The organism is Streptomyces sp. NPDC028910, assembly GCF_055564955.1.
The window spans coordinates 144,706-164,171 of record NZ_JBVHVF010000008.1 but is presented as its reverse complement, the minus strand read 5'-3'; the positions used below and the strand labels follow the sequence as shown (position 1 = coordinate 164,171).

13 protein-coding genes and 1 tRNA gene are annotated in these 19,466 nt (G+C 71.1%); 4 read left to right on the top strand and 10 right to left on the bottom strand.

Annotated elements, in window-relative coordinates:
• Nucleotides 1-41: 41 nt before the first annotated feature.
• Complete coding sequence (locus ACZ4TV_RS13530) at nt 42-830, bottom strand: ferritin-like domain-containing protein (protein ID WP_468133979.1); 789 nt, start codon at nt 828-830, stop codon at nt 42-44.
• A 188-nt stretch (nt 831-1,018) separates the two neighbouring features.
• Nucleotides 1,019-2,068, bottom strand: a complete 1,050-nt coding sequence (locus ACZ4TV_RS13525; protein WP_468133977.1) for an LLM class F420-dependent oxidoreductase — start codon at nt 2,066-2,068, stop codon at nt 1,019-1,021.
• A gap of 100 nt (nt 2,069-2,168) precedes the next feature.
• Between ACZ4TV_RS13525 and ACZ4TV_RS13520 the strand changes: the two genes are divergently transcribed.
• Together ACZ4TV_RS13520 and ACZ4TV_RS13515 are read left to right on the top strand one after the other, a co-directional pair.
• On the top strand, nt 2,169-3,152 hold the full coding sequence (locus ACZ4TV_RS13520) for an aldo/keto reductase (RefSeq protein WP_468133975.1): 984 nt from the start codon (nt 2,169-2,171) through the stop codon (nt 3,150-3,152).
• Nucleotides 3,137-5,455 (top strand): ATP-dependent DNA helicase, encoded by a 2,319-nt coding sequence (locus tag ACZ4TV_RS13515; protein WP_468134117.1) that lies wholly within the window; start codon nt 3,137-3,139, stop codon nt 5,453-5,455. Before ACZ4TV_RS13520 ends, ACZ4TV_RS13515 begins: the two co-directional genes overlap by 16 nt.
• Nucleotides 5,456-5,534: 79 nt before the next feature.
• Here the strand turns inward: ACZ4TV_RS13515 and ACZ4TV_RS13510 are convergent, their stop codons facing one another.
• Nucleotides 5,535-6,221, bottom strand: a complete 687-nt coding sequence (locus tag ACZ4TV_RS13510; protein ID WP_468133973.1) for a hypothetical protein — start codon at nt 6,219-6,221, stop codon at nt 5,535-5,537.
• Between the two features lie 47 nt (nt 6,222-6,268).
• On the opposite strand from ACZ4TV_RS13510, the gene ACZ4TV_RS13505 reads away from it, so the two are divergent.
• Complete coding sequence (locus ACZ4TV_RS13505) at nt 6,269-6,457, top strand: DUF5703 family protein (protein ID WP_073774709.1); 189 nt, start codon at nt 6,269-6,271, stop codon at nt 6,455-6,457.
• 39 nt (nt 6,458-6,496) lie between these two features.
• Here the strand turns inward: ACZ4TV_RS13505 and ACZ4TV_RS13500 are convergent, their stop codons facing one another.
• From ACZ4TV_RS13500 to ACZ4TV_RS13490, 3 genes are all read right to left on the bottom strand, one after another.
• Nucleotides 6,497-7,267 carry a chaplin family protein gene (locus ACZ4TV_RS13500; protein WP_468133970.1) on the bottom strand — a complete coding sequence of 257 codons (771 nt, stop codon included), beginning with the start codon at nt 7,265-7,267 and terminating at the stop codon, nt 6,497-6,499.
• A 135-nt stretch (nt 7,268-7,402) separates the two neighbouring features.
• Nucleotides 7,403-7,636, bottom strand: a complete 234-nt coding sequence (locus ACZ4TV_RS13495; protein WP_468133968.1) for a chaplin — start codon at nt 7,634-7,636, stop codon at nt 7,403-7,405.
• A gap of 129 nt (nt 7,637-7,765) precedes the next feature.
• Complete coding sequence (locus tag ACZ4TV_RS13490) at nt 7,766-9,091, bottom strand: M20/M25/M40 family metallo-hydrolase (RefSeq protein WP_468133966.1); 1,326 nt, start codon at nt 9,089-9,091, stop codon at nt 7,766-7,768.
• Nucleotides 9,092-9,260: 169 nt separating this feature from the next.
• On the opposite strand from ACZ4TV_RS13490, the gene ACZ4TV_RS13485 reads away from it, so the two are divergent.
• Nucleotides 9,261-9,345: transfer RNA gene (locus ACZ4TV_RS13485), tRNA-Leu, on the top strand.
• Between the two features lie 71 nt (nt 9,346-9,416).
• On the opposite strand, the gene ACZ4TV_RS13480 is transcribed toward ACZ4TV_RS13485, so the two are convergent.
• From ACZ4TV_RS13480 to ACZ4TV_RS13465, 4 genes are read right to left on the bottom strand one after another with little or no spacing between them, the layout of a single operon-like run.
• Entirely contained in the window at nt 9,417-11,540 is a 2,124-nt protein-coding gene (locus ACZ4TV_RS13480) for a DEAD/DEAH box helicase (RefSeq protein ID WP_468133964.1), read from the bottom strand.
• The gene (brxD, locus tag ACZ4TV_RS13475; protein ID WP_468133962.1) at nt 11,537-12,868 is read right to left on the bottom strand and encodes a BREX system ATP-binding protein BrxD; all 1,332 of its coding nucleotides are present in this window, start codon (nt 12,866-12,868) and stop codon (nt 11,537-11,539) included. Before brxD ends, ACZ4TV_RS13480 begins: the two co-directional genes overlap by 4 nt.
• Nucleotides 12,865-15,597 carry a BREX-2 system phosphatase PglZ gene (pglZ, locus tag ACZ4TV_RS13470; RefSeq protein WP_468133960.1) on the bottom strand — a complete coding sequence of 911 codons (2,733 nt, stop codon included), beginning with the start codon at nt 15,595-15,597 and terminating at the stop codon, nt 12,865-12,867. The genes brxD and pglZ overlap by 4 nt, the downstream gene beginning before the upstream one ends.
• A complete protein-coding gene (locus ACZ4TV_RS13465) occupies nt 15,597-19,436 on the bottom strand; it encodes a BREX-2 system ATPase PglY family protein (RefSeq protein WP_468133958.1) in 3,840 nt (1,279 codons plus the stop codon). Before ACZ4TV_RS13465 ends, pglZ begins: the two co-directional genes overlap by 1 nt.
• Nucleotides 19,437-19,466 lie beyond the last annotated feature (30 nt).

Sequence of the window (19,466 nt, the reverse complement as noted above, 5' to 3'; positions counted from 1 at the left end):
CCTGTCTGCGGGGGCCGGTGCCGTGAACGGCCCCCGCACCGCTACGCGAACTCGGGCGCGGTGCTCGGCGCGCCGCCCAGCGCGTCGCGGCGCTCCGGCATCCGCAGTCTCACCATCCGGTGCCAGCCGCTGAACCGCTCGTACGCGTACATCCCGCGGATGCCGGCGGCGAGCGCGGCCGCCTTCGGGGTGGGCCAGCGCAGCAGCCGTCCCATGTGGTCCATGACGGCGAGGCTCACGTCGCGGTAGACGCCGATCTCGGCGAGCGCGCTCTCCCGGAGCACCCGGTGGATGGTCCGGGCGTGGCCCGCACGGGCCAGCCGGAGCAGTTCCTCGTGGCAGTAGGCGAGGTGGTTGTCCTCGTCGTTGCTGATCATGTGGATGGCCTTGCCCACCTCCGGGTGGTCGCCGAAGTACTTGACCAGCATGTCCATCTGGTCGGCGGCGCGCTGTTCGGTGACGCGGCTGTGCGCGAGGTAGACGACGATGTCCTCCTCGGTCAGTGCCTCCTCGCGGCGCAGCTTGTCGTGCGCGAGGCCGATGCCGCGGCGCTCCAGCAGCATCGTGTAGTCGGTCTCGGGCGGTACCGGGACGGCGGGCAGGCCGCGCTTGCGGAGCAGGGCCTGGAAGATCCGGCCGTGCTTGTCCTCGTCGGCGCCATGTCGGGTGATCTTGGGCGCGAGGTCGCGCATGGCGTCCGGCACCAGGGCCGCGATACGGGCGTTCTCCCAGCCGCCCTGGGTCTCCCCGCTGGCGGCGATGGAGCAGAACAGCTGGAAGGAGTCGTCGTTGTCGACGATCTCCTGGAACAGGCTGCGGGCAGAGAGCATGCGACGAGTCAAACGCCGGTGGGCGGGGCGGGCAACCGATAGGTCGCGTTACTCGTCCGAATGAAGGAAACGAGCGGATGGACCGCCACGCGTAACCTGGCGGGCGCCCGGAGCGTTGTTGGCTGTGTCGGCCGTGGCGGGGAAGACCCCCGAGCCCCCACCACGGCCGCAGGGCCCGTGTCCGCGGTTCAGGCCACTCCCGCGAGCTCCAGCGCCTCGGTGCCGGCGCGCAGTGCGGCGATCCGCTCGTCCAGGGTGAATCCGGCCGGGGCCAGCGTGAGGGTGGTGACCCCGGCCTCCGCGTAGGCCCGCATCCCGTCCGCGATCCGCCCGACCGGGCCGAGCAGCGTGGTCGAGTCGATCAGCGAGTGCGGGACGGCCGCGGCCGCGCCGTCCTTGTCGCCCGCCAGGTACTTGTCCTGGATCTCGGCGGCTTCCTTCTCGTAGCCCATGCGCCGGGCCAGCTGGTTGTAGAAGTTCTGCTTCGGGCTGCCCATGCCGCCCACGTACAGGGCGGTGTACGGGCGGAACATGTCCGCGAGCGCGTTCACGTCCTCGCCGACGGCCAGCGGCACGGTCGGGCAGACGTCGAAGCCGTCCATGGTCAGTCCGGCCTTCTCGCGGCCCGCCCGGATGTGGGTGAGCGCGGTGGCCTCCAGGTGCTCGGCGGCCGGGAAGATCAGCAGTGCGCCGTCGGCGATCTCCCCGGTCTGCTCGAGGTTCTTCGGTCCGATGGCGGCGATGTAGAGCGGGATGTGCTCGCGCTCGGGGTGCACGGTCAGCTTGAGCGGCTTGCCCGGGCCGCCCGGCAGCGGCAGGGTCCAGTGCTCGCCCTCGTACGAGAGCCGCTCGCGGCTCATCGCCTTGCGGACGATCTCCACGTACTCACGGGTCCGGGCGAGCGGCTTGTCGAACTTGACGCCGTACCAGCCCTCGGACACCTGGGGGCCGGAGACGCCGAGGCCGAGCCGGAAGCGGCCCTTGGTGAGGGAGTCGAGGGTGGCCGCGGTCATGGCGGTCATCGCGGGCTGCCGGGCCGGGATCTGGAGGATCGCCGAGCCCACGTCGATGCGCTCGGTTTGGGCGGCGACCCAGGCGAGCACGGTCGGGGCGTCGGATCCGTAAGCCTCGGCGGCCCAGCAGACGTCGTAGCCGAGGCGGTCGGCCTCCTGGGCGACGGCGAGGTTGTCGGCGTCCATGCCCGCGCCCCAGTAACCGAGATTGATGCCGAGCCGCATGTGTCGTCCCCTTACCGGTTTACCGATCAGTAACGTAGGTCTGCGGGGACTGTAGCGCGCCAGGGTCCTTCACGTCAGCGCCCCAGTAGTCTCAGCGCTCATGGAGCAGAGGCATCTCGGCCGCACCGGACTGCGCGTCTCCCGGATCGGCCTCGGCACCCTCACCTGGGGCCGCGACACCGGCGAGGAAGCCGCCGCCGAGCAGGTGAAGACCTTCTGGCAGGCGGGCGGCACGCTCGTCGACACCGCCGACGTCTACGGCGACGGCGAGGCGGAGTACCTCCTCGGGCGACTGGTGGGCGGACTCGTCCCGCGCCGGGACCTGGTGATCGCGACCAAGGCGGGCGGCGTGCCGGACCCGGACCGGCGGTTCGACGGCTCGCGGGGGCACCTGCTCGCCGCCCTGGACGCCTCGCTGGAGCGGCTGGGCACCGATTACGTGGACCTCTGGCAGGTGCACGCCTTCGATCCCGGGACCCCGTTGGAGGAGACCCTGCAGGCGCTGGACATCGCCGTGAGCAGTGGCCGGGCCCGGTACGCGGGGGTGTCGAACTTCTGCGGCTGGCAGTTGGCGAAGGCGGCGACCTGGCAGCTCGCGGCCCCCGGGATACGGACCCGTCTCGCCTCGACGCAGATGGAGTACTCCCTCCTCCAGCGGGGCGTGGAACGGGAGGTGCTGCCGGCCGCGCTGGACCTCGGCGTCGGTCTGCTGCCCTCCTCCCCGCTGGGGCGCGGGGTGCTGACGGGCAAGTACCGGGACGGCACCCCGGCGGACTCCCGGGGGGCCTCGGAGTCCCTGGCCGCCTTCGTGGACCCGTACCTCGACGAGGCGGCGGGCCGGATCGTGGACGCCGTGGCGACGGCGGCCCAGGGGCTGGCCGTGACCCCGCTCCAGGTGGCCCTGGCGTGGATCCGGGACCGGCCGGGGGTGGTCGCGCCGATCGTGGGCGCGCGGACATCGGCGCAGCTCGCGGCGGCGTTGTCGGTGGAGGCCCTTAGTCTTCCCGAGGAGATCTGCCGGGCGCTGGACGATGTTTCGGCTCCGGTGCACCGCTACCCCGATCAGGACTGGAGCACGCTGTGAGTACGGACCGCCAAGCCGATGCCGCCGCCGCGGAGGAAGCGCAGGTACGGGCCGCCGCTGCCCCGCAGGAGCCGGACGTACCGGCCGGGGCCGCGCCGCAGGCGCCGGGCGAGGACGCCGACGGGGTCCGGGGCGGAGCCCCGGTTTCGGGAAGGGGCGCGGTGGGGGAAAGCCCCGCAGGGCCGGTCGAGGGGCCGGACGAGGGGCCGGACGGCTCCGCGCACGGCGAAGCCGAGGCCTCCGATGAAGGTGGGGCCGGTGACGGGGGGGCCGGGGCCGAGCCCGCCGCGCCTGCTGAGCCCGCTGCTGGCACCGGGCTGAGCGAGGCCCAGGCCGAGCTGGCCGCGCAGAAGATCGAGCGGGAACGGATCGCCCGGCGCAAGGCCGAGCGGGAAGGACCCGTCGAGGCGGGGGCGAAGCTCAGCGGAAAGGCCGCCGACCTGCTGGCCGCCGTCCGGGCCGTGGAGAGCGGAGCGAAGCCCCCCGCCGTGTACTTCGACGAGGCCCCGGCCGCGCCCCGCAAGGCGGCCCCCGCGCCGCCGGCACCGCACTCTCCCGTCCCGGCGGCGGCCGTTGCGGCTCCCTCCGCCGATGCCGTAGACGGCGTACGGGCCGTACTGGCCCGCGGTGGCGCCCCCGAGGCCCTGGCCGGCGCTGCCGCGGCGGCCCTGGGCGAGGGCGCCGCCGAACAGCTCGCCGAGAACCCCTGGCGGCTGCTGGCCGTCCCCGCCGTGCGCCCGGCCCAGGCGGACGGCTTCGCCCGGGCCCTGCTGGGCCCCGAGGCCGGTCCGGGGGACGAGCGCCGCACCGCCGTCCTGGTGGGCTGGCTGCTGGCCCAGGCCGGGCTCAAGGGGCACACCGCGCTGGAGGCGCCGGTTCTGGAGAAGGCCCTGGCCCAGTACGGCGTACCGGATCCGGCCGGGGCCCTGGAACAGGCCATCGCCGAGGGCTCGGTGCTGGTCTTCCACGAGCCCCTCGGCCCGCAGGCCGGTGAATACGCCGAATACGCCGAAGGTACGGAACAGCCCCCGGGGGTCCCCCCGGAGGAGGTCCGGGGGAGGATCCTGGTGGGCCTGGAAGGGTCCGCCATGGCCGAGGAGAGCCTGGCCGACGGCTTGGCCCGGCTCGCCAACACCTTCGAAGGCCCGGCGGACTGGGAGCAGGCAGCCGCGGCCGCGCCGAATCCGTCCGCCGCCGAGCTGATCCGTACGGTCGCGGGCCACGGCCTGGTCACGCACACCGGCGGCGAGGCCGCCCGCGCCGAGCCGTTCGCCCTGGTGGCGGCGGCCCGGGAGCTGGGCCTGCGCGCCTGCCTGGCCGCGCACGCCCCCGGCGGCCCGGACTCGGTGACCGTGGCGGGGCTGCTGTCCGGGGCCGAAGGGCCCGGGCGGGACGCGGACGGGCAGCTCGCGCTGGACCTGCTCGTGGTGGTGGACGCGCCGCAGCTGGACGTGGAGACCGCGGCCGCGCTGGTGGAATCCGTCCCGGACGGGGCCCGGCTGGTGCTCTCCGGCGACCCCGGAGTGCTCGGATCCGCCGGGTCCGGACGGGTGTTCGCCGATGTGCTGGCGGCCCGTACCTGCCCCCAGGTGGTCTCCCGCACCCCGGACCCCGGTCCCCTCGGCGAACTCGTCTCGGGGGTCGGCATCGGGGAGCTGAACCAGGTCGACGCCCCCGGCAAGGAGGTCGTCATCGTCCCGGTGCGGGACGCCGGGGAGGCCGTGCACCGGGCCGTCCAACTCGTGGCCGAGTCGGTGCCGCGGGCCTTCGGGATCCCGGCGGACAGCGTGCAGGTGATCACCCCGGGGCACGGCGGCTCCGCGGGGACCCGGGCGTTGAACGCGGCCCTCAAGGAGCGGCTCAACCCAGGTCCCGGCCGGTTCGGCGGCTTCGATCCCGGTGACCGGGTCGTCCACGTGCCGTCCCCGGGGCGGGCGCTGCCGGCCCGGGTGGTGTCGGCCGACGCGCAGGGGCTGCACCTGGACCGCGCGGGCGTACGGGTCGTCGTACCGAAGGAGCTGGTGGAGTCGCAGGTGCGGCATGGCTGGGCGGTGACGGCGCACCAGGCCGTGGGCACGCGCTGGCCGGCCGTGGTCGTGGTGCTGCCGGGGGACGCGGCGCAGGCCCTGTCGCGGGACTGGGTCTACACGGCCTTCGGGCGGGCCGAGCGGCACCTGTCCATCGTGCACGGCGTCGACCAGGCGCTGGCGCGCGCGGTGGCGGAAGTGCTGCCGAAGCCGCGTACGACCCGGCTGACGGGTCTGCTGACCGCGCTCGCGGCGGCGGGCGAGCAGCCGGCGTAGGCCCTGCCCGTGGCCCCCGCCCCGTCCCATGGGGCGGGGCGGGGCCCACGGTGTTCCTCCGGCAGGCGTCGGGCCGCGATCAGGCCGGGGCCAGCCCCGGCTGGGCGGTCTCGTCCTCGTCGTCGCTGTCGTGCCGGTCCTCGTCCTCGTCCTCGTCGAACTCGTCGGTGTCCTCGTCGAAGACGGAGCTGACGTCGAACCGGTGCAGGACGTCCTGCTGATCGATGTGCCCGAAGGGCGAGTTCAGCCACTCCCCCGGTTCCGCCATCTCCTCCGAGGCCGCGATCCAGAGCGTGGAATCACCTTCCTCCAGCCCGAAGTCCTTGAAGCGGGAGGCGATCTCGTCGGGCTCGTACTCCCCGAAGAGGACGCCCAGCGCGTCGGCGGTGCCGCTGTCGGGGACGAGCTCGGCGTCCCGGTCGTGCGCGGCGATCCGCTCGGCCTGGGCGATCAGCCGCTGCGGTTCGACCACGGCGTAGTCGCGGCGGATGAGCACGCTGAAGGCGGCGGGCTCGGCGGGCCCGGTGTACGGGACGGCGTCCTCGGGCGTGGGGATCTCGAAGGGGGTGACCTCGTCGTAGCGGTCGTAGAGGAGTTCGTCGTACTCCTCGGCCGCGGCGGCGAGTTCGTTGAACGCGGCGTAGACGTCCGGGTCCTCGTCCCCGATCCTGCGCTCGACCGCGGCGAGGTGGCGGTCGAGCGCGGCCTTGACCGCCTCGGCGGCGGCGCGTACCTCGGCAACAGTGGGCAGAGCGGCATCAGACATAGAGGAGACGCTATCCGTACCTGGGCTCTGCCCGCACAATAGATGCGATGCCGGAATACGAATTTGTCGACGTGTACGTGCCCCGCGGCGTTCCTCGCAAGGAGGCGACCCGCCTGCTGACCGATCATGCCGAGTACGGGAACTGGGAACTCGACCGGCTGAGCCTGCACCGGGACGGCAGCCGCCGTGTGCGACTGCGCCGCCGGATCATCCGCCAGGTCCGCGCGACCTGGTGACGCGGGCCCCGGGGGCGGGGCCCGCGTCGTGAACAGCCGTCAGGCGGCGTTGCGGGCCCGCCGGTAGAGCACGGTGCCCGCCAGCAGCAGGCCGCCGGCGAGCGGGAGGCCCGCGGTGAGGACGTCAGCGCCACCGGTCGCGGCGAGAACCGCCGGTCCCGACGGGGCGGGGGCGGCGACGCTCACGCCGGGCCCCTGGGCGGGGTGCGTGACGGGCGTGACGGGCGTGACCGGCGTGACCGGGCCCGGGTCCGGGCGGGTGTCCGTACCCGGGGCAACGGGCTTGTCCGGCGTGCGGGGCGTGTCCGGGTGATCCGGGTGCTCCGGGTGGTCGTCGCACGGTTCGTCGTCGCCGCCTCCCGGGTTTCCGGGGTGGCCCGGAGTACCGGGGGTGCCGGGGTTTCCGGGGTGGTCCGGTGTGCCGGGGTTTCCGGGGTGACCGGGGTTTCCGGGGTTCCCAGGTTGACCCGGATTGTCCGGGTTTCCAGGGTGACCCGGAGTGCCCGGGTTGCCCGGGTTACCGGGCTGGCCGGGGTTCCCCGGCTCGCCCCCGCGGTCCGCACCGTTGGAACAGCCGTTCCCGAAGGCCGGGTTCAGCAGGCCGATGATGTTGACCGTGTTGCCGCACACGTTCACCGGTGCGTCCACGGGAGCCTGGACATTGTTCCCGGACGCCACGCCCGGGGAATTCGCGGCCTGGCCGGAGGCTCCGGAGTCCGCGTGTGCGTAACCTCCGCCCATCGCGAGGACACCCCCCGCGGCCGCCATCGTGATCAGGGTCTTCCTGGTGACCTGTACCGGTCGTCGCATCGTGAACTCGTCCCCTGGTGTGTGCGTCGGCGCTTCGGCTCCCCTGCCGGTGCGCCGAAGATGATCGATCGGGCTGGAATGCCCAGCGGCCCCGGAGCGCTGGAATGCGCTCCGGGGCCCAAGACTTCAGACGCGTCAGGCGTTGACGCAGGTGTTGCCGAAGGCCGGGTTCAGCAGGCCGATGATGGTGACCGTGTTGCCGCACACGTTCACGGGGATGTGAACGGGGACCTGCAGCATGTTGCCGGACAGGACACCGGGCGAACCGATGGCCGCACCCTGGGCGCCCGCGTCGGCGTGGGCCAGACCGGCACCCGCGAGCACCAGGCCACCAGTGGCAGCCGCAGCGGCGACAACCTTCTTGATCATTGTTCCTCCTAGTAGGCAATGCGGTCCCAGCCGCGGACCGCAACACCTGTAACGAGGAGGGATCACCGGGGCTACGAGCGTATGAGTGCATTCACTCTTCTCAGTGAAATGCGCACACGTTCCCGAATCTCAGGCGTTGTCGATGAACCGGTCGAGCACCCGCACGCCGAACTTGAGTCCGTCCACCGGCACCCGCTCGTCCACGCCGTGGAACATCCCGGCGAAGTCCAGCTCCGGCGGCAGCTGCAGCGGCGCGAAGCCGAAGCAGCGGATGCCGAGGTCGTCGAAGGACTTGGCGTCCGTGCCGCCGGAGAGCATGTACGGGACCGCGCGCGCGATCGGGTCCTCGGCCTTCAGGGCGCCCTGCATGGCGTCCACCAGCCGGCCGTCGAAGTCCGTCTCCAGCGCCTTGTCGCCGTGTACGTCCTCCCGCTTCACGCGCGGGCCGAGGATCCGGTCCAGGTCGGCGAAGAACTCGTCCTCGTAGCCCGGCAGGAAGCGGCCGTCGACGTGGGCCGTCGCCTGGCCGGGGATGACGTTGACCTTGTAGCCGGCGCCGAGCATCGTCGGGGCGGCCGAGTTGCGCAGCGTCGCACCGACCATCTTGGCGATGCCGCCGAGCTTGGCGAGCGTGGCGTCCATGTTGTCCGGGTCCAGGGGGGTGCCGAGCGCGTCCGAGAGCTCGTCCAGGAAGCTCCGTACGGTCTTGGTCACGCGCACCGGCCACTGGTGGCGGCCGAGCCGCCCCACGGCCTCGCACAGCTCCGTGATGGCGTTGTCGTTGTTGGTCATGGAGCCGTGGCCCGCGGTGCCCTCCACCGTGAGCCGCATCCAGTGCATGCCCTTCTGGGCCGTCTCCACGAGGTAGAGCCGCAGGTTCTCGTTCACCGTGAAGGAGAAGCCGCCGACCTCGCCGATCGCCTCGGTGACGCCCTCGAACAGTCCGGGGTGCTTGTCGACGAGGTGCCGGGCCCCGTAGATGCCGCCGGCCTCCTCGTCGGCGAGGAAGGCCAGCACGATGTCCCGCGGGGGCTTGCGCCCGCTGCGCATGCGGTCGCGTACGACGGCCAGAGTCATCGCGTCCATGTCCTTCATGTCGACGGCGCCGCGGCCCCACACACAGCCGTCGGCGATCTCGCCCGCGAAGGGGTCGTACGTCCAGTCGGCGGCGTTGGCCGGAACCACGTCGGTGTGCCCGTGGATCAGCAGCGCCGGCCGGGAGGGGTCCTCTCCCTCGATCCGCGCCACGGTCGAGGCGCGCCCCTTGTGCGATTCGAAGATCTGCGGCTCCAGCCCGACCTCGGCGAGCTTCTCGGCGACCCACTCGGCCGCCTTGCGCTCCCCCGGGCCCGAGTGGTCTCCGTAGTTGCTGGTGTCGATCCGGATGAGGTCCCGGCAGAGGTCGACGACCTCGTCCTCGCCGGAGACGGTCCTGCCCGCGCTCGACTCGCTCACGCTGCTTCCTCCCACTGATCGGTACCGACTGCCTCCCCATCCTCCCGCCTCGGGCCGCCGTCCCCAAGGGCGATCCCGGCCGCCAGGGGGGTGTGATCGGGGACCCCGGAATGTTTGGTAATGTTTTCCACGTCGGAACGGCCCGCGAGGGACGCGAGACAGACACCTTGTCCGGGTGGCGGAATGGCAGACGCGCTAGCTTGAGGTGCTAGTGCCCTTTATCGGGCGTGGGGGTTCAAGTCCCCCCTCGGACACTTGGCCGAAAGGCTTGGGCGAGCCGTGACCATCAGGTCACGGCTCGCCCTGTTTTCCCAAGCCGGATGCGTCATGCCCAGTCTGCCTTGACGACGAACCTGGCAGATTCCCCCAATACCCTGCGCGCACTGTCCTCGTCGGCGAGCCGTGCCGCGAGCGTGGCCTGAGCCAGGCGCGGCGGCAGTGCCTCCGAGAATTTAAGGCCCCGCACGGCACGCTCGCTCACCTCCGGCAGGCACAGCATCCCGACGCTTTCCGTCGCCGCCAACCTCCACTGCTGGGCGGTGACGTCCTCGCGGAGCCGGATCCACTGGTCGGTCACGCGCTGGCCCGGAGCCGTCACCGATGAGAGTGTCGAGGCGAGGGTCGCGTTGGTCCGGTGGCCCGCCCACGTCCACCAACGGACGTCCCCTTCACCTCGGCGACTGATCAGCGTGCCGCCCGGGTGTACGTACTCCAGGTACCGCTCTCGGGCCTCTTCGAGTGCGGCAACCGCTCGCTTCGTGAGTGTGACCTCGGGGTCCACACCCAGCAGGACATCCCGCATCGCTCTTGTGAGCTCGAAGGATGCGACCCGGGGGAATCCCGAGCCGCTCCATTTCGCCTTACCGCCTCCATCAGCGGGCTCGACGAAACAGCGCTTGCGGCTCCAGTCGATGTACGTCACGAGCCAGCTACGCCCGGCGAGCAGCAGCTTGCGCGGCCCCTGGACCTCCTCGGTCAGCAGGTCGGGATCGGTCCTGCCGATCTCAGTACGGCCGTTGAGGACGGTGAACTCCGGAGGGGCGGTGAAGACTGCGGTGAGGTTCATGAAGTGCCGGTGACCGAAGCGTCGTTCCGCTTCCGGACCGATGAACAACATGCCGCCGTCCTGGTCGAGGTAGCCGTTGTCCACCAGGTGGCGCACGATCGGCTCCGCCCCGCTGCCGAACAGGCCCAGGCCGTTCCACCATTGCTGCCAGACCTGGTCGCCGACCCGGTGTTCCTGCAAGCAGAGCGCGAGTAGCTGCTGGGCGACGATGTGGCGCGGCTCGGGCGGAGCGATGACCGGTTCGACCCAGCCACGGGACCATTGCAGGAGCAGTGCGGCTGCTGCGAGCAGGCCTTCTTCGCTCAGGGCGAGGAAGAGACAGTTACGCGTGGTGCCGGCCCGCCGTCCGGTGCGTCCGAGCCGCTGCAGGAACGACGCCACCGAGGCCGGGGCATCGATCTGGATGACCCGATCGAGGTCGCCTACGTCGATGCCGAGTTCCAGCGTGCTGGTCGAGACGATGACGCAGTCGCGTGCCTCGGCGAACGCCTCCTCAGCGCGGCGGCGTTCGTCCAGAGACAGGGATGCGTGGGAGAGGAAGGTCGTCACGCCTCGCAGCCGCAGTTTCTCACCCAGCTCCTCGACAGTACGCCGGGCCTCGCAGAACACCAGGCGCTTCTCGCCCTGGTGAAGGGCAGCGATGACAGTGGCTGCATTGTCGAGAGAACCCACGTGGTCCAGTTGCACATCTCCGGGGGGCGGCCCGGAAGGAACCGGGTCGGCAAGATGCGGGGCAACGACGCGAGCGGGCCGCGTGCCTGCCGCGGAGCCTTGCAGCCAGTGAAGCAGCTCCTCCGGGTTGCCGACCGTCGCCGAGAGCCCGACCCGCTGCACAGGGCGACCTACGACACGCTGGAGGCGTTCCAAGACTGCCAGCAGGTGCCATCCCCGGTCGTCCCCCGCGAAGGCGTGGACCTCGTCGACCACGACGGTGTGCAGTCCGGCGAAGAAGGTCCTGTGGTCGACATTGACACTGACCAGCATCGCCTCCAGCGACTCGGGGGTTGTGAGCAGGACATCAGGTCGCTCACTGAGGATGCGCCGGCGGCGGCCAGCGGCCACGTCTCCGTGCCACAGGGCCGCGGTGCGACCGATCCATCCCGTGTACGTTTCGAGGCGGGGCAGGAGGTTGTTGAGCAGGGCCTTCAGCGGGCAGACGTAGAGGACCGACGTGCCCTTCCAGCCCTGTCTCGTCATCCGGGACAGCAGTGGGAAGGCCGCGGCCTCCGTCTTGCCGCCGGCCGTCGGCGCGAGGAGAACGGCGTCCTCACCGGCCATCAGCGGCTCGATGGACGATTCCTGGAGCGGCCTGAGCCCCTTCCACCCAAGGCTGTTGACGATGTGATGCGTCAGCACCGGATCAAGGTCGTCGACCGGGCTCACGGCAGCTCCAGCTCGATGTCATCCGCGTTCCCTGCCGCCGCGTTGCGTTCCACGTCGTTGAGCTCCGAGCTGCGGACGGTGAGTGCGTAGTGGCGGCGCGGGTCGAAGTCCTCGTGCTCGTCGACCCGGTCCAATACGTCGGCCACCAGTTTGCGCAGGTAGATCCTGGGGGCAACGCCCACCTTGCCGCCGAGACCGCCCGTGACCGCCGTGGCCAGTTCGCCGAGGTAGACATCGTCCACCCGCTCGGAAACGCGCGCCGGGTGGCGGGCGACACCCGCGTACACCTCTCTGACGTTGCGGCCGAGTTCACCGAGTCCAGCCAGGTCGAAACCCGGCAGGCGCAGCTGGACCGCCCTGGGGGAGTCGAATCGCGGGTCGGTGGTGAAGTCGGTGGCGAGCCGCTGGGCCAGCGGTGGCAGGCGCTGGACGCCTTGCTGTCCGTCGTAGAAGGCAGGGGTGCCGGTGATGACGAGGAACAGCCCGGGGAAGCGCCCGGCGTCGATCTCGTCGAGGAGCTGTCGCAGGGCGTTGAGGCTCTTCTCGCGGACGTCCCCGCGCACGCGCTGCAGCGTCTCGACCTCGTCCAGTACGAGGAGCAGGCCAGGGTGACCGCAGTCGCGCAGGACGGTCAGCAGACCCTGGAGAAAGCCCAGGGCCGCGAAGTGGTCGAGGTCGCCTCGTACGCCCGCCGCACGCTTGGCGGAGGCTGCCACCGACTTCTGTCCGCCGAGCCAGGCGATCAAGGCCTCGGCGGTGGCTCCGTCGCTGGCGGACACGGCTTGGCGATAGCCGCGCAAGGCAGCAGAGAAGGCAGGCGTCGTACGAGCGACGTCCGCTAGCCGCCGCTCCATCAGTTCGTCCACGGCCTGAGCCAGGGCCTCTTCGTCGTCCTCGTCGATCTTGCCCTCGTCGAGGAGCTCTTCCTCCAGCGTGTAGAACCACGAGTCGATGACGGCGCGAAGAGCGCTTGGCTGATGCGTAGCGGTGGTCAATCGCTCGGTGAGCCTGCGGTAGATGGTCTCCAGACGGTGCAGCGGAGTTTCCGTCTCCGAGATCTGCACTTCGCTGGTCGCGAGGCCGGCCCGCTTGGCGCGCTCCGCGAGCCAGCGGGCGAAGAACGTCTTGCCGGAGCCGTACTCGCCGCGGATCGCGTGGAACGCGGCGCCACCACGTGCAGCAGTTGCCAGATCGTCGTCGAGGGCAGCCGTGAACCGGTCCAGGCCGACCGCGAAGAGGTCCAGCCCGGCCTGGGGAACGGTGCCGCGGCGGAGCGCGTCGACCACGTCCCGCCGCCGGGCCGCGCTGACCTCCTGAGGATGCGTCATCGCTGTTCCGTCCCGAAGAACTGCTGCTCGAGCAGCGTCTTGTTCAGTTCTACGGTCCGGCCCGCCTCGATGAGGCTGACCACCGCGTAGCCGTCGATGTTGAGGAGCCGCTGGAGTACGGTGACGAACCTCTCGGGGTTCCGCTGCGATTTGCCCGTGGCCGTCTGCGCGGCCGCCGCTACGGCGCCGGGCGACAGTTTCCCGCCGGCCTCGGCAAGCGCGTCGAGGACGGCTGCGACCGCCGTCTCGGACGGGGCGTGCCGGACAAACTCGCGCTGAGCCCTGAACTGGGCGGTGGCCACGGCCTTCTCGCCGAGCGTACTGACCCCCGTGACCACCTCGCGTCGGGCGAAAAGGCCCTCTTCGTCCTCGACGGGCGCGGGTTTGCGCGTCTTCTTGGCTGCCGTCCGATCGGTCTCCGGTTCGGCGGCAACCGTACGGGAGCGCCACCACGCGGGCGCGATGTCCTCGGCTGGCAAGATCGTCCAGCCGGTGGGAATGAGTTCCGCGGACGGCACCAGCGTGATCACCGGGACGGTCACCTCCGCGAGGGAGGCCCCGCCGTGGTAGCCGGCCTTGCGGGGCGTGTAACGAATGTCCTCCCGCCAGGGGAGGACGGCCGTGCCGCCGCCTTCCAGGACTCGTGGGCCGGAGAGGACCACCTCGCCGTCCACCGCCAGGCCGGTCCGCCACCGGGCCGACTCAGCGCCGGGTGCGGAGACCGGTCCCTGCCCGGCCGGAGTGCGGTCGATGACGTGGCCGTGGTCGGAGACCATCAGGACCGGACGGCCGTAGTCACGGGCCGCGTTGAGTAGATCGGGCAGTTTGTTGACGTCCTTGAGGTGCCACCTGGTGCGTGTGCCCTGCTGCCCGTGGTCGAGCGCTTCGTCGATGGTGTTGAGAACGACGGCCACGACCTTGTCCGAGGCGAGCGCGTCCAGCAGCTCGGGGGCGAGGCGGTGTCCTGCCTCCCCTTCGAACTCACCTTTGTGGAACAGGACGGCGGACCTGTGCCGCCGCCTCCAGAAGGCGGCGAAGCCCGCGTCCTCGACTGACTGACCGCCGCTTGTGGGCGTACCGCTGAGCAGCGAGGCGCGGCTGATGGTGGTGACGGTCGGCAGCATGGCGACGGCGGCCTGGCGTACCGGGCCGCCTTCCGCCTCGGGTTTGGGAACGATCTCGGTCCACACCCGCCGGTCCAGCTCGGCGCCGAGCTGTGCGGCGACGGCAGAACTCATTCCATCGAGCACGAGAATCAGCGGCCGGGAGGCGTCGAGGGCGAGCGGCGCCGCAGCCTTGGCCAGGACGTCCTCGATCAGCAGGGCGCCACCGCGGGCCTGCTGACAGGCGTACTCCGTCCACGCGGCCAGCCTCGCCGCGAACTGCTCGTCGATCCTTTCCCGCCGGGCCCGGGCGGCTCCTATCAGACGGTGGTACGCCTGCCCCAGGACCGGGTCCCGCTCAGGGTCTCCTTCGGCGAGGACCGAGAGGGCGCGGTCGACCCAGCCCCAGGACGCGAGGTGCTCGCGCACCCCTTGGGGGACCGACTCCACCATCGGTGCGGGGGCGGCGAGCCAGCGCACCACGCGTACCGCCATCCGGGCCGCCGCTGTGCTCTCCTCGTAGAGCCCGGACAGCTGGTGCTCGTCGAGACGCTGGAGTCCGGCTTCGGCTTCGCCGGGTGACCGGTCGAGTCCGGCGGCGAAGGTGCGCAGCCGGGCTCGGAAGCCGGAGGGCAGCAGCCGGTCCTCGCCGAGAGCGCCGCCGAGCCCCGCTTCGTGGGCGAGTGTGTCGGCCTGGTCGAGTACGGCGAAGACCCGCTCGCGGGCGTCGGACCGCTGTGGGCCTGTTCCTTCGGCCTCGCTGATCCAGCGGGCCAGTACTCCGGTGACGGCGTTGCTGAACGGCGCGAGGTCGTCGAAGGATTTCAGGGCAGTGCCGAAGAGAGTACCGAGGGCAAAGCTGGCTGCGTCAGAGGCACCCGGGGCCCGGACCACGGAGGCGAGGGCTCCCAGTGCCATCGCGTCCCGGCCGCGTCCGTCGGCGACGAGAGCGAGGAAGGTGGGTACGGCGGGGCCGACGGTCTGCGCCAGCCAGAGCGCGATACCTTCGCGTTCGGCGGACGGCAGTTCGGTGTACCGGGTGGGGCCGGCCGTGCTGCGGGACCAGGCGAGGAGGGTGTCCGTGTCGAGGTCACAGGAGTCCGCCGCCGAGTCCCCCAGGCCCAGGCGGGTGGCGACGAGGGCTCGGATGGCGGTGTCGAGGGTGAGGACGGTTCCGGCGCGCGGCCAGCCATCGGCGGGCTCGGCCTCCAGTAGGGCGTCGAGCAGCCAGCTCTCCCGATACACGCGCGGGTCGAGGTCGGTGGCACCGAAGAGCTGCTTGACGATCTCGGCCCGGTCGACGGTGAGCGTGCGGCGGCTCACGGCGTGTGCCTTGATGTCCCAGCCGAGCTGTTCGGTCGGGACACCGCTGGTGACGACGACCAGGGCGTCCGTGTCCCGGGCGCGCAGGCGCTCCCAGGCGTCGGCGATGCCGAGCACCGAGTCCTGGTCGGTGACCTGGACTCGGCGCTGTCGGCCACCGATCTTCGCGGTGAACTCGTCCTCCGCACCTGCGCTCTCGTAGCGCGCGTTGACGAGGACGAGGCGCCGGTCGCTCCCGCGCGCGAGTTCGGTGTCCAGCAGGGCCTCGATGATTCGGCGGCCCACCACGGGTCGGACGGGCATCAGACGTTCTCACCGACGGTCGGGGACTGCGGGGTCGCCGGCACCACCTGCCAGCTGATCTCGACGGTCACGCCGGGGTGGGCTTCGGAGTAGGCGCGGATCTCGTCGCGCAGGGTGCCGATCTCCTTGGCGAGCGCACTCTCCACCTTCGTCGGTACGAGGTGGACGACCCGGCGGCGTACGGGCGGGGTGGAGGGGACGGACGGGTTTCCGTGGTCCGTCAGCGGTACGTCGTCGGCGGTCTTCTCCTGCGCGGACTCAGCGGGCTGTACGGGCACCACGGGGGGCTGGGGCGTCGTCACTTCCACCGGCTGCGTTACCTGCGCGAGGCGTGCGGCGTCGCTGACGATCGCGATCGCCTCGTCCCGCAGGTCCCCGAGCACGGGTACGAGCGACTTCTCGAACTCGCTCACCCGCGCCGCGTCGGCGATCTTCTCGACCAGTCGCTCGGCCCGATCACCGATACCGTCCGGCCGTCCGACGAAGCCCCGCACGCTGTGCAGCAGGGTCCAGTCCGCCCGGTCAAGTGCGGTGAGCACGTCGGGGGCTGCGGTGATGCTGGTGGAAAGCACCTGATCGGTAGTGGTGTACGACACGGTGGCGAGCTCGCGTACCAGAGCGGTGGCGTCGTGCTGCCGGCCGAGGCGGGCCAGCAGGTCGGCGGCGTCACGCAGCGCGGTGGTGCGGTCGCTCGGGCCCTCATCGATACCGAGGGCGGCGGCGTGCTTGTCCAGGGACTTGCGCAGCCCGCCCACTGCCGTCTCGTATGCCCCGACGGCGTCCTTCACTCCGGAGTGCAGCTTGTTGATGTTCCGGGCGAAGAGCGAGGGCGGCACCGGGATGCCGAAGATCTTCGCGGCCCGATCACGGGCGGTCGCGTACTCCTCCTCGCTCGGCAGCGGCTGGGCGCGGAGCGCGTATCCGGCGCCGATGGCCGACAGTTCGGGGGCTTGGCTGACAGGGCTGCCGTGGTAGATCCAGGCCCGGTCGCCGAGGAGCGCGTACGTGGCGATGACGAGGCTCGAGATGGTCTTGTCGAGGCCGGTCCAGCCCAGGTCCTTGGAGATCCACTCTCGGATGTCCTCGACGGCGAGGTCGGGGCCGGCCTTGTGCTGGGCCGCTGCCTGGTCGATGCGGGTACGCCATTCGTTGCGCAGGACCAGCGGACCGTCGTGGACCTGGCCGAGCTCCAGCGGCTCGACGATCTTCTTGACGGTCTTCAGCTGGTGGCTGTCGACCTCGACCCGCCTGCCGTCGTCCATGGCCCGCCCGATCCAGGTGAGGGCGGTCTTGAGTTCGGTGGGCGAGACGGGCTTGCGCTCGCGCAGCCGGTCGAAGTCGGGGTGCTTGGGGTAGAGGGCACCGAACATGCCGTCGGCGAGGTGCAGCAGGTTGTCCTTGAAGGACTTGCCGCCCTGGGGCTGCGGCTTTCCGTAAGCGGGCAGCAGCGAGAGCAGGTGGCGGCCCTCGGTGACCTCGACGGAGACGCTGCCCTCGTCGACCCCCGCGATGCCGTAGAGCTGGCCGAGGGCAGCGGTGAGGGTGGAGGTGAGGTTGTCGCGGGTGGCCGCCAGCTGATGGCGGATCCGGGCCCGGTCGTCGGAGCCGAGGTGTCCGGCGTAGTCGTCGAGGCGGTCCCGCTCCAGCAGGTAATTGATCTTGATGAGGCGGCCGAGTTGGGCCTTCTTCTGATCGGAGAAGAAAGACGGCAGCCACACCAAGGTGGGCTGCTCCAGCCCGTCGCGGCGCAGTTCCTCGACACGGTTGAAGTCGTCGCTGGGGAAGTGCTCGCCGTCGTCGAAGGGGTAGTCGAGGATGAACCTGATCCGCCCCTCGACTCCAGGGGTGAACTGCTCGTCGGAGAGCTGCGCCCGGTCTCGTACGTTCTCGAAGACGAACTCCGCGGTGCGGCGCGTGCCGCGCCAGACGACCTCGTGCTCGCAGACGAAGGCGCCGGTGTCGTTCAGCCCGAGGGCCTTCCACAGCTGATCGCGAACCCAGATGCGGCGGGCGCCGGGACGGTCCTCCTCGGCGACGGCGTCGAGAAGCGGCTCGATGTCCAGGTCGGACAGGTGAAGGGTGAAGACGGGGTCCTGGTCACCGTCGGAGCGGATCTCGCCGAACTCGGCCTGCAGCTCGCGCATACGAGTGATGGCTACGGAGCCCGGCTGAACGGTGCGCGAGCGCACCGATCCGTGGTTGAGGGCGGCGAGCCGGGAGCCGGTGAGCCGCTTGAGCGCCGGGACGTCCGGGGCGAGGGCGGCCAGCAGCAGCGTCTTGACGAAGCGGTCGTCGGCGATGAACTTCTCGTTGTCCTCGGAGCCGTACTTCCCCAGGAGGTGCGCGCGCGCCTTGGCGTGGAAGCGCTGGGCCGCCTCCGCCTCGCTGCGCAGCCGGTCGGTGAAGGCGGCTCCCGTGCTGTCCACCAGTACGTCCCACAGGTCGCCGAGCGGGATGAGCTTGCCGAGCGGAGCACCGGCCGACCGCTCCAGCAGCTGCTGGACGAGCTTGAGACCGGTCCGCTCGCGCTGGAGCGCGCCGGAGAGCGCGACCAGGACGTTCAGCAGGGCCGGCGAGAGCGGATAGACGGCCTTGAAGTCGGCCCAGTCTGCGTGCGTGGCACCGTTGGCGTCCAGCAGTACATCCTTGACCTGCGGGTTCGTAGTCTCCAGATCGGAGAAGGCCCCGGCGAGGACGTGCTCCTGACCCGGCCGCGGCCGCAGGACGCGGTTCTTGATGATCTCAGGGAGGTTGCGGTCCTCAAGGCTCACGGTGTCGAAGCGCTCGGAGAGGTACTGGACCTGCTGTTCCATGTTCTTCACGTCGGCGCCCATGACGTCGGCGCCGACCAGCTGGGACAGGTCACGCTGACGGGAGATGAACGAGACGATCGGCACCGGCCGGTCGCTGTCGGACGACTCGATCAGCTTGACCAGCTTGCCGATCTCCGAGTTGACGAACTCGCGCTGCGACATGTGGGCCTGGAGCCAGAGGATCAGCTCGTCGAGGAAGAGCACGATCCCGTCGTAGCCAAGCGACTTGGCGTGCTTGCTGATGATCGCCAGGCCGTTCTCCAGCGGTACGAACGCCTGTGCGTCGCCCCGTGCGCCTTCCGCGTAGGAGGCCATGGGACCGGACAGCAGCGCGGATACCAGCCGGTCGCGGTCTGCGTTCCCGGCGGGCGCGGAGAACGCCCGGTCGAGTTCGGGGGCCGACCAGGAGCTCGCGGCGCCGATGACCTCCAGTTCGTCGTCCTCGTCGGCCGCCGCCGACGCGGCGGCCTCTACGGCGGGAAGCAGCTTGAGGAAGGCGTCGTCGCCGATGCTGGTGCGCAGCCGGGCTGCGTCGGCGAGCATCGAGTCGGAGCGATAGACGGCCGGGGTGGGTGCCTCTGGGTGAAGCCTGCGGACGGTGGCGACGTAGCCGCCGAGCAGCGCGGAGTCGAGGTTGGCCGCTCCGACGAGGTGGTAGGGCGCCATGAGGAACCGCTTGCCGCGCAGCCAGTCGTCGTGCTCGGCGATGACCTCCTGCAGGCGCGGCTTGGACCGGGCGGCGGAGTCGTTGTTGAGGATCGCGTGGAGGACGGTCAGGAAGTGGCTCTTACCGGCACCGAAGGATCCGTGGAGGTAGGCGGCGTACGAGTTGCCTCCGCGGACGGCACCGCGGACGATGCCGAGTGCGTCGCGGAACGCCTTCTGCAGCTGGTCCGTGACCACGTACTCGTCGACACGGGCCGCGGTCTCGGTGAAGCCGCCCGACAGCTCGACCTTGTAGTCACCTGCATGGACGTCTTCCTTGATGTCGATGACATCCCGCAGGACGGTCTCGCTCGTCGCCATTGGCCGCACTCACTCCTCTTCACACCGCGG